A 10,514-nucleotide genomic window follows, 5' to 3' on the forward strand; every position below is an offset into this window, starting at 1 on the left:
CGCGTGGGAGGCTACCTTGGCACAGAAACCGCTTGAAGGTGCCCAGCTCGCCTGGATGACGGTCGCGCTCGCCATGGCGACCTTTATGCAGGTACTGGACTCCACCATTGCCAACGTGGCGATCCCGACCATTGCGGGTAACCTCGGGTCTTCCAACTCGCAGGGCACCTGGGTGATCACCTCGTTTGGCGTGGCGAACGCCATCTCGATCCCAATTACCGGTTGGCTGGCAAAGCGCGTCGGTGAAGTGCGACTGTTCCTGTGGTCCACCGCGCTGTTCGTGCTCGCTTCATGGTTGTGCGGTATTTCCAATAGTCTGGGCATGCTGATCTTCTTCCGCGTGATCCAGGGTGTGGTCGCGGGGCCGTTGATCCCGCTGTCGCAGAGTCTGTTGCTGAACAACTATCCGCCCGCCAAGCGAGCGATGGCCTTGGCGCTATGGTCAATGACGGTGATCGTCGCGCCCATATTCGGGCCTATCCTCGGCGGTTATATCAGTGACAACTATCACTGGGGCTGGATCTTCTTCATCAACATCCCGATTGGCGCCGTGGTGATCCTGGTGGCGATGTCGACGTTGAAAGGCAGGGAAACCAAAACCGAGATCAAACCGATCGACACCATCGGTCTGGTGTTGTTGATCGTCGGGATTGGTTCGCTGCAGGTGATGCTCGATCAGGGCAAGGAGCTGGACTGGTTCAACTCGACCGAGATAATAGTGCTGACGGTAGTCGCGGTGGTGGCGCTGGTGTTCCTGATAATCTGGGAACTGACGGACGACCACCCGGTGGTGGATCTGTCGCTATTCAAGTCGCGCAACTTTACCGTCGGCTGCCTGTGTATCAGTCTGGCCTATATGCTGTACTTCGGTGCCATTGTGCTATTGCCGCAGTTGCTGCAGGAGGTGTATGGCTATACCGCCACCTGGGCCGGTCTGGCTTCGGCACCTATCGGGTTGATACCGGTATTGCTGTCGCCGATCATCGGTAAGTTCGGTAACCGGCTCGACATGCGCCGACTGGTAACCTTCAGCTTCATTATGTATGCCGTGTGCTTCTACTGGCGCGCCTATACCTTTGAACCGGGTATGGACTTTGGTGCCTCGGCCTGGCCGCAGTTTGTCCAGGGCTTCGCCATCGCCTGCTTCTTTATGCCATTGACCACCATTACGCTGTCCGGCCTGCCGCCGGAACGTATGGCAGCGGCATCAAGCCTGTCGAACTTTACCCGTACGCTGGCGGGGTCGATCGGGACGTCGATCACCACCACCCTGTGGACGCAACGCGAGTCGCAGCATCACTCGCAGCTGGCGGAGTTTGTGAATCCTTACAGCCCGCAGTCGCAGGACATGTACCGGCAACTGGAACAGATTGGCATGAGCAAGCAGCAGGCGTCGGCCTATATCGCCAACGAGATCACCGCGCAGGGGCTGATTATCTCGGCTAACGAGATATTCTGGCTGTCGGCTGGGGTGTTCCTGATCCTGCTGGCGCTGGTCTGGGTGGCGAAACCGCCATTCAGCTCCGGCGGTGGGGGCGGCGGCGCTCACTAAACAGCAGAAAACAAAACGGGCGCCCCAGGGTGCCCGTTTTTTTATAAAATATTATGTATACCCTATGAATTTCAAGTTGTAGCTAGGCGACCAACTCACTCATCCCCAGGCGCTTACTCTAGTAAGTAACTGGGGTGAGTTAGTGCAGGTAACAACGCTGCGGCTTGAAAGGCGACGGGTATATTAGGCCTGGTTTTGACGCCACCAGTCAGCCAGCAAAATGCCGGTCGCGACCGATACGTTCAGACTTTCCACCTTGCCGGTACCGCCGATAGACACGTTCATGTCACCCTGCTGCCAGGCACTGTCGCTCAGGCCGTCACGCTCCTGGCCCAGTACCAGCACCATTTTGGCCGGCAGTTTAGCCTGCGCCAGTGGGGTCCCTTTGTGGCTCGAGGTAGTGACGATGGCGTAACCCGCCTTGCGGAAGGTATCCAGCACCGACAGGAAATCATCGGCGTTAATTGCCTTGATGTGTTCCGCGCCGCCTTCAGCCGTACGCACCGCAGCACCTGATTCCAGCACCGCCGGATCCTGCAGCAATACGCCGTTAACGCCAAAGTGAGCGCAAGAACGGACAATAGCACCCAGGTTGTGCGGGTTACCCACTTCTTCCAATGCCAGCACGCAGTCTTTCGCCGGAGCTTCTTTCAGATAGGTTTGCGCATCCAGACCCTGGCGCTTCTTAATCAGGAAGCAGACGCCGCCGTGGTGTTCGGTGCCGGATGCTTTGGCCAGCTCTTCTTCATCCACCACGTGGTAGGCTTTGCGGTTCGCTGCCATCCAGCGCAGTGCTTCACGAAAACGTGGCGTGACCGACTGTACAAACCAGGCGCGGACGATAGCATCCGGGCGGCTGGCAAACAGGGCCTGACAGGCGTTTTCACCGTAAACGCGCGTTTCTTCCGCACGCTGACGACGCAACTGCTCTGGATCGATAAAGCTTTTACCGCTGATGCCACCGTGATCAAACGCCGGCTCTTCTTCCGGGCCACGTGACACGGTTTTCCACGGCGAATCATAACCGCCACGGTCTTCAGTGTGCGCTGGACGGCGAGGACGATCGCTTTCACTGCGGCGGGAATCAGTGCCAGAGCCACGGCGATCATTATTACCGCGCGGCTTGTCCTGACCGGTACGGCCCGAAGTGCGCGCACCGTCTGCCGGACGGCCTTTGCCGGCCGGACGCTTATTCTTGTTACGGTCGTCGCTGCTGCTGTCGTCGTCACTGCGGACGTACATCACTTTAACTTTACCGTTCTTGCCACTAAATGAATCGTTCATTTTCTTCTCCACCAACGCGCAGGGCGCGAAGATTACCTGATGTTAGGGTGCTAAGCCACCTACTTGCGCTAAAAGCTAACAACTATCGTATTCATCGAACAAACCTCTTTGTTCATTGCCCCACTTTTAACGATAATAAGCAGCATTAAAGAAACATATCCGCAACCCGAGTGCGGTGTGTCGTGCTTTCTCAGTATCCGAGGTCATCATGAATACAGTTTGTCCAGCTTGTAATGCCACCAACCGCGTCCCTGAAGAACGAGTGGCTGACGGTGCGAAATGCGGCCGTTGTGGCCATGCGCTCTTTGACGGCGAGGTAATCAACGCCACCGCTGCCACTCTGGACTCGCTGTTGCAAGATGGCTTGCCGGTAGTGGTCGATTTTTGGGCGCCGTGGTGCGGGCCTTGCGTCAGTTTTGCCCCGATCTTCGAAGACGTCGCCGAAGAACGCGCCGGCAAAGTCCGCTTCGTGAAGGTGAATACCGAGGCCGAACCGGAACTGAGCGCCCGCTTCCGCATTCGCAGCATCCCGACCATTATGCTGTTCCGCGAAGGGAAAATGGTCGATATGCTCAACGGCGCCATGCCGAAAACGCCGTTCGATAACTGGCTCAATGAACTAGTTTAACGCAGAAAGTATAGGCGGTGTTGCCCATTGTGGATGACACCGCCAGGATCCAATCCAGCCCGAATGCTCCCGTCGGGCTTTTTTCTGCGTTACAATGGCGGTTTTCCCCGGGATCTTTATGACCGACAACGCCGTACTTCGCCTGCGCCAAATTCGTCTGGAACGCTCTACCCGCCCCTTTCTGGCGCGCGGCAACCGCGTACCGCGTTGTCAGGCCTGCCTGCTGCCCCATAAGAACTGCCTGTGTGACACTATTCAGCCGCAACCAGCCGCCAGTCGTTTTTGCCTGATAATGTTTGGTGCAGAGCCGCTGAAGCCGAGCAATACCGGCCGACTGATCGCCGATATTCTGCCGGAGACTCAGGCATTTCTTTGGTCACGCACCGAAGTAGACCCAGCTCTGCTGGCAGCAATTAACGATCCCGAACGCCAACCTTACGTGGTGTTTCCCGCGTCCTATGCTGCACCCGAGCGGCCGGTATTCAGCGAACTGCCCGCCGGTGGTAAACCGCCGCTGTTTATTATGCTCGACGGCACCTGGACCGAGGCGAGCAAAATGTTCCGTAAAAGCCCGTACCTCAATCAGTTCCCGGTGTTCTCACTCAACGTGACCGCCGCTTCCAACTACCAACTGCGTGAAGCCAGCCGCACCGAGCAGCACTGCACGGCCGAAGTGGCGACAGCGCTGTTGCAGCAGGCCGGTGATGTGGCCGCTGCCGACGGACTTGCACAGCATTTTCACTATTTCCGTCAACAGTATCTGGCAGGGAAACCTACCCGACCGGAGGCACCGGTCACAGCAAAGCCGTCGCAAAACGCCTAGAATCAGGCGTAACGTTGCCTAAAGGAGTCGTGCATGAGCCAGCGAGGGTTAGAAGCGCTTTTACGTCCTAAATCGATTGCCGTTCTCGGCGCTTCACAACAGCCCGGCCGCGCCGGTAACCTGATGATGAGCAACCTGCTGGCCGGTGGCTTCAACGGGCCGGTGATGCCGGTGACGCCACGCTACAAGGCCGTGTGCGGTGTCATGGCCTACCCGGACGTCGCCAGCCTGCCAATCAGCCCCGATTTGGCGATACTTTGCACCCACGCACAGCGCAACCTGGCACTGATTGAAGATCTGGGGCAACGCGGCTGCAAAACCGCCATTGTGCTCTCCTCCCCGCCGGAACAGTTTGCCGAGCTGAAAGCCTGCGCACAGCGTTATTCGATGCGCCTGCTGGGGCCAAACAGTCTGGGCCTGCTGGCACCGTGGCAAGGCATCAACGCCAGTTTTTCACCGGTGCCAATCCTCAAGGGCAAGCTGGCGTTTATTTCCCAGTCCGCCGCCGTGGCCAATACCATTCTCGACTGGGCGCAACAGCGTGAAGTCGGTTTTTCCTATTTTATCGCGCTGGGCGACAGCCTGGATATTGACGTCGACGACCTGCTGGATTTTCTGGCGCGCGACAGTAAAACCAGCGCCATCCTGCTGTACCTGGAAAATATCAGCGACGCGCGACGCTTTTTATCCGCCTCGCGCAGCGCTTCACGCAACAAGCCGATTCTGGTGGTTAAAAGCGGTCGCAGCCAGCAGGCTCAACTGTTGCTCAACAGCCAACAGGGGTTGGATGCCGCCTACGATGCCGCCATCCAGCGCGCCGGTTTGCTGCGCGTGCAGGATACCCACGAGTTGTTCTCGGCAGTAGAAACCCTTAGCCATATGCACCCGCTGCGCGGAGAGCGGTTGATGATCGTCAGCAACGGCGCCGCACCGGCCGCGATGGCCCTGGACGAACTGCTGGGCCGCAACGGCAAGCTGGCACAGTTAGGGGATGAAATTCTGGCTCAGCTTGGTGAGGCTTTGCCCGAGTTTATCCATGCGGGTAATCCAAGCGATCTGCGCGATGATGCGACGCCACAACGTTATCTGGCGGCGGTCAAAACGCTGCTCGACAGCCATGATTACGACGCCCTGCTGCTGATCCACGCGCCAAGCGCAGCGGCACCGGGCACCCTCACCGCCGAACGGATTATCGAGGCAGTGCGCCAACACCCACGCGGTAAACGCATTACGCTGCTCACCAACTGGTGCGGCGAATACTCTTCGCAGGAAGCCCGGCGGCTGTTCACCGAGGCCGGCATTCCAACCTACCGTACCCCGGAAGGCGCGGTGACCGCGTTTATGCATATGGTGGAATACCGGCGTAATCAGAAACAGCTCAAAGAGACGCCGGCACTCCCGGTCGGCCTGACCGCCAATACCGCCGATGCCCATAGGCTGATTCAGCAGGCGCTGGCCGAAGGCGCTACTCAGCTCGATACCCACGAGGTGCAATCCATTCTGCAGGCCTATGACCTGACGACGCTACCGACCTGGATTGCCGAAGACAGCGCCGAAGCGGTGCATATAGCCGAACAAATTGGCTACCCGGTCGCCTTAAAGCTGCGTTCGCCGGATATTCCCCATAAGTCTGAAGTCCAGGGCGTTATGCTCTATTTGCGCACCGCCACCGAGGTGCAGCGTGCCGCAGAGGCTATTCTCGACCGCGTAAAACGCACCTATCCACAGGCGCGTATTCATGGCCTGCTGGTACAGAGCATGGCCAACCGCGCCGGCGCTCAGGAATTGCGTATAGCGGTGGAACAGGATGCCATTTTTGGCCCACTGATCATGCTGGGTGAAGGCGGCATCGAATGGCGGCAGGAAAATCAGGTCGCAGTGGCGTTACCACCGCTGAATATGGCGCTGGCGCGCTATCTGGTATTGCAGGCAGTGAAAGGCGGCAAGATCCGCGGGCGCAGTGCCCTGAGACCTTTGGATATTCCCGGACTGAGCCGCCTGCTGGTTCAGGTATCCAACCTGATCCTCGACTGCCCGGAAATCACCCGGCTGGATATCCACCCGGTACTGGCCTCCGGCAGCGAATTCACCCTGCTGGACGTTTCCATGCAGCTTGCTCCCTTTGAGGGTGACCCGCAGGCACGGCTGGCCATCCGCCCGTATCCTCATGAGCTGGAAGAAACCATTGGCTTGAAAGACGGCTCACAATGCCTGTTCCGACCAATCCTGCCGGAGGATGAACCTGCGCTGAAACACTTTATCGATCGCGTGACCAAGGAAGATCTCTACTATCGCTACTTCAGTGAGATCAACGAGTTTACCCATGACGATTTGGCTAACATGACGCAGATCGACTACGATCGGGAGATGGCTTTTGTCGCCGTGCGCGATGAACAGATCATCGGTGTAACACGCGCCCTGTCTGATCCGGACAATACCGATGCGGAATTCGCCGTGCTGGTGCGCTCCGACCTGAAAGGGCTGGGACTGGGCCGTCAACTGCTGGAAAAAATGATTGCCTATGCCCGTGCCCACGGGCTGACCCGTCTGACCGGGATCACCATGCCAAACAACCGCGGCATGATAGGACTGGCACAACGGCTGGGTTTCGGTATCGATGTGCAACTGGAGGACGGTATCGTCAATTTGACCCTACCGCTGCAGGCGGAAGAAGCGCAGTGACCTGTGTCGCAATGCGCTACGAATCCACCACTTAACGCCAAAACATACGCACAATCGAGGCAACTAGTGGTATTATCGCCCGATTATTCGATTTATTGTTTTTCCGTATTTGGCGTTCAGGCCATCTAATCATGAGAGAAGAAGCGCACTGTGATGTTGTCAAAATTTAAACGTAGCAAACATCAACAACACCTTGCACAACTGCCCAAACTCCCCCAGACGGTAGCTGATGTACGCACTTTGTACACACCGTCTGATTACCGCGCCACCCTGCTGGAATTAATCGCTAACGCCACCCAACGCATTTATCTGGTCGCTCTGTATCTGGAGCACGACGACGCCGGGCGCGATATTCTCAACGCACTTTATCAGGCGAAGCAGCGGTGTCCCGAGCTGGAGATTTGCATTCTGGTCGACTGGCATCGCGCCCAGCGTGGGCGCATCGGTGCCGCGGCCGCCAATACCAATGCCGACTGGTACTGCGCCATGGCAGACCAGCATCCGGGGTTGCCTGTGCCAATATACGGCGTGCCGGTCAATACCCGTGAAGCCTTGGGCGTGTTGCATCTGAAAGGTTTTGTTGTCGACGATACCGTGATTTACAGCGGTGCCAGTATCAACGACGTTTACCTGCATCAGCATGAGAAATACCGCTACGATCGCTACCAGTTGATCACCAACAACCCGTTGGCCAATACCCTGATCGATTACATCAAACAGCACCTGCTCACCGCCGGCGCCGTACAACGTTTGGATCGTGACGATCGTCCCAAAAGCCCAGAGATCAAAAACGAAACGCGCCTGTTTCGCTTCGGCCTGCGCCACACCGGCTATCAGTTTAGTAACAAGGCGAGCAACGATGAGCTGGCGGTAACGCCGCTGGTTGGCCTGGGTAAACAAAGCGTGCTGAATAAAACCATTCACCACCTGATGTCCAGCGCCGATCAGAAACTGACGCTGTGTACCCCCTACTTCAACCTGCCTGCGTTGTTGGTGCGCAATATCATCTATCTGCTGCGTCAGGGCAAACAGGTGGAAATCATTGTCGGTGATAAAACTGCTAATGACTTCTATATTCCGGAAGATCAGCCGTTCAAAATTATCGGCGCGCTGCCTTACCTGTACGAAATTAACCTGCGACGCTTTCTCAGCCGCCTGCAGCGTTATGTCGATACCGGCCAGCTGATTGTTCGGCTGTGGAAAGATGGCGATAATAGCTACCACCTGAAAGGCATGTGGGTGGATGACGAATGGCAGTTGATTACCGGCAATAACCTTAACCCACGCGCCTGGCGGTTGGATCTGGAGAATGCCATTCTGATCCACGATCCCAAGCAGGAACTGCGTGAGCAGCGGCACAAAGAGCTAGAGTGCATCCGTACCCATACCACCGTGGTAGGGCACTACCTGGACTTGCAAAGCATCCAGGAATATCCGATCAAAGTGCGTAAGTTGATCCGTCGTCTGCGCCGTATCCGCATCGACCGATTGATTAGTCGTATATTGTAACCGCGCTATAATTCAGCTATCGCAGACCCCGGCCCATGCCGGGGTTTTTTATGTGTCATGACAACAGGATGTTTTCATTATGCGCCTACTTCGCTGCCTGGCTGTGTTGCCCTTTTTACTGTTCACCAGCGGTTGCACTCATCTGGCCAATGACCGTTGGACCGGGAAAGACAAGGCTCAGCATTTTGTCTCTTCCGCCGTCTTTGCCGCCGCCGGTGCCGCTTACGGTGACCATAAAAACTGGAGTGAGGCCAGCAGCCGTAGCTTCGGTCTGATGTTCTCGATCGGGCTCGGTGCCGCCAAAGAACTGTATGACAGTCGCGAGGGCGGCACCGGCTGGAGCTGGAAGGATTTTGCCTGGGACGTAGCGGGAGCGGCTACCGGTTATAGCCTTTACCACGCCACCCGCTGATTCACAGTTGGATCTCTTTCCCCCTGCGATGCAAACGGAGTGAAACGATCAACGCCAGTAGACACATACCGGAAACATACCAGAAGAAGGCGTTCTCGATGCCATACGACTTCAGCGACAGCGCAACATATTCTGCAGATCCGCCAAACATCGCGTTAGCCACCGCATAAGACAGACCAACACCTAACGCCCGCACTTCCGGCGGGAACATTTCGGCTTTCAGCAACCCACTGATTGAGGTATAGAAACTGACGATGAACAACGCCAGCACGATCAGGCCAAACGCCGCATAGGGGTTGGTGACGTTTTTCAGCGTCAGCAGGATAGGTACCGTCAGTAAGGTGGCAAACGAAGCAAAGATCAGCATTGAACTACGACGACCAATCTTATCCGATAATGCTCCAACCAGCGGCTGCAGCAGCATATAGATAAACAGGGCGGCAGTCATAATACCGCTGGCCAGCTTGGCATCCATCCCAGAGGTATTGACCAGATACTTTTGCATGTAGGTGGTAAAAGTATAAAAACTCAGCGACCCCCCGGCGGTAAATCCCAGCACCATCAGGAAGGCCTTACGATTCTTCCACAACCCTTTCAGCGAACCGGCATCCTTATGGTTACGGGTTTTAGCATCGGAAGTTTCATTCAGTGAACGGCGCAGATATAACGCCACTACGGCCAATACCGCCCCTATTGCAAAGGGAATACGCCAGCCCCAGGCTTTGAGTTCTTCAGTCGAAAGGATTTGCTGCAGTGCCACCAGAACCAACAGCGCCAACAGCTGGCCGCCAATCAGCGTGACATATTGGAACGATGCATAGAACCCACGCCGCCCTTTTATCGCCACCTCACTCATATAGGTGGCACTGGTGCCGTATTCACCGCCAACCGACAGCCCCTGGAACAGGCGGGCAACCAGCAGCAGCACCGGCGCCCAACTGCCGATAGATTCATAAGTCGGTAAGCAGGCGATCACCAGGGATCCGGCACACATCATACAGACTGAAATCAACATCGAGTTTTTACGGCCATGCTTATCGGCAATATAACCGAATAACCAGCCGCCGATCGGACGCATAAAGAAACCTGCGGCAAACACACCGGCGGTTTGCAGCAGTTGAGTGGTGCTGTTGCCGGCAGGGAAAAACGAAGCGGCAAAGTAAATAGAACAGAACGAGTAAACGTAAAAATCAAACCACTCCACCAGGTTCCCGGATGAAGCCCCAACAATCGCGAAAATACGTTTTTTTTTGTCCTGAACTGCCAGATCGGCGGTATCCCCACCCTCAATGGCCGAGGTTGTTTCTGTCATTTTATATTCTCCGAGCCAGATAAACAGTGAAGTCGGCGTCCTGCCGTTCAAATGTGATTCAATTGTTAGTATTTGGTTAACGATTAAAACAAATAGCGGGCGAAGAATATAGCGTGATTTATGTGATGCACATTGAAGACTGGGGTGAAAATTGAGGGGGATCGCGGCAATTCCTTTATAGCGCGCACAGCAAAAAGCCTCATGCTTTCGCATGAGGCTTTCGACTTTGTTTGATGCCTGGCAGTGTCCTACTCTCGCATGGGGAGACCCCACACTACCATCGGCGCTACGGCGTTTCACTTCTGAGTTCGG

General features: G+C 56.2%; 8 protein-coding genes and 1 rRNA gene. 6 read left to right on the top strand and 3 right to left on the bottom strand.

The genetic code is table 11. The features are described 5' to 3' along the window. Nucleotides 1-16 precede the first annotated feature (16 nt). Nucleotides 17-1,552, top strand: a complete 1,536-nt coding sequence (gene emrB / locus F8R23_RS18830) for a multidrug efflux MFS transporter permease subunit EmrB (RefSeq protein WP_085118448.1) — start codon at nucleotides 17-19, stop codon at nucleotides 1,550-1,552. A 183-nt stretch (nucleotides 1,553-1,735) separates the two neighbouring features. On the opposite strand, the gene F8R23_RS18835 is transcribed toward emrB, so the two are convergent. Then, a complete protein-coding gene (locus F8R23_RS18835) occupies nucleotides 1,736-2,836 on the bottom strand; it encodes a tRNA/rRNA methyltransferase (RefSeq protein WP_085118450.1) in 1,101 nt (366 codons plus the stop codon). Between the two features lie 208 nt (nucleotides 2,837-3,044). Here F8R23_RS18835 and trxC point away from each other — a divergent pair, with 208 nt between their 5' ends. From trxC to F8R23_RS18860, 5 genes are all read left to right on the top strand, one after another. After that, nucleotides 3,045-3,464, top strand: a complete 420-nt coding sequence (gene trxC, locus F8R23_RS18840; RefSeq protein WP_012146452.1) for a thioredoxin TrxC — start codon at nucleotides 3,045-3,047, stop codon at nucleotides 3,462-3,464. A gap of 118 nt (nucleotides 3,465-3,582) precedes the next feature. Beyond that, nucleotides 3,583-4,287 carry a tRNA-uridine aminocarboxypropyltransferase gene (locus F8R23_RS18845; RefSeq protein WP_129937464.1) on the top strand — a complete coding sequence of 235 codons (705 nt, stop codon included), beginning with the start codon at nucleotides 3,583-3,585 and terminating at the stop codon, nucleotides 4,285-4,287. A gap of 33 nt (nucleotides 4,288-4,320) precedes the next feature. Beyond that, nucleotides 4,321-6,969: a bifunctional acetate--CoA ligase family protein/GNAT family N-acetyltransferase gene (locus tag F8R23_RS18850; protein WP_129937465.1), complete on the top strand. Its 2,649-nt coding sequence runs from the start codon at nucleotides 4,321-4,323 to the stop codon at nucleotides 6,967-6,969. Between the two features lie 153 nt (nucleotides 6,970-7,122). Then, on the top strand, nucleotides 7,123-8,478 hold the full coding sequence (pssA, locus tag F8R23_RS18855; protein WP_165366395.1) for a CDP-diacylglycerol--serine O-phosphatidyltransferase: 1,356 nt from the start codon (nucleotides 7,123-7,125) through the stop codon (nucleotides 8,476-8,478). Nucleotides 8,479-8,557: 79 nt separating this feature from the next. After that, nucleotides 8,558-8,890, top strand: a complete 333-nt coding sequence (locus tag F8R23_RS18860) for a YfiM family lipoprotein (RefSeq protein WP_129937467.1) — start codon at nucleotides 8,558-8,560, stop codon at nucleotides 8,888-8,890. Nucleotide 8,891: 1 nt separating this feature from the next. Here F8R23_RS18860 and F8R23_RS18865 read toward each other — a convergent pair whose 3' ends face one another. Next, a complete protein-coding gene (locus F8R23_RS18865) occupies nucleotides 8,892-10,202 on the bottom strand; it encodes an MFS family transporter (RefSeq protein WP_129937468.1) in 1,311 nt (436 codons plus the stop codon). A gap of 235 nt (nucleotides 10,203-10,437) precedes the next feature. After that, nucleotides 10,438-10,514: ribosomal RNA gene (rrf, locus tag F8R23_RS24440) — 5S ribosomal RNA — on the bottom strand; the annotation flags it as partial.

It is taken from the genome of Serratia proteamaculans, assembly GCF_008830365.1.
GTDB lineage: Bacteria > Pseudomonadota > Gammaproteobacteria > Enterobacterales > Enterobacteriaceae > Serratia > Serratia proteamaculans.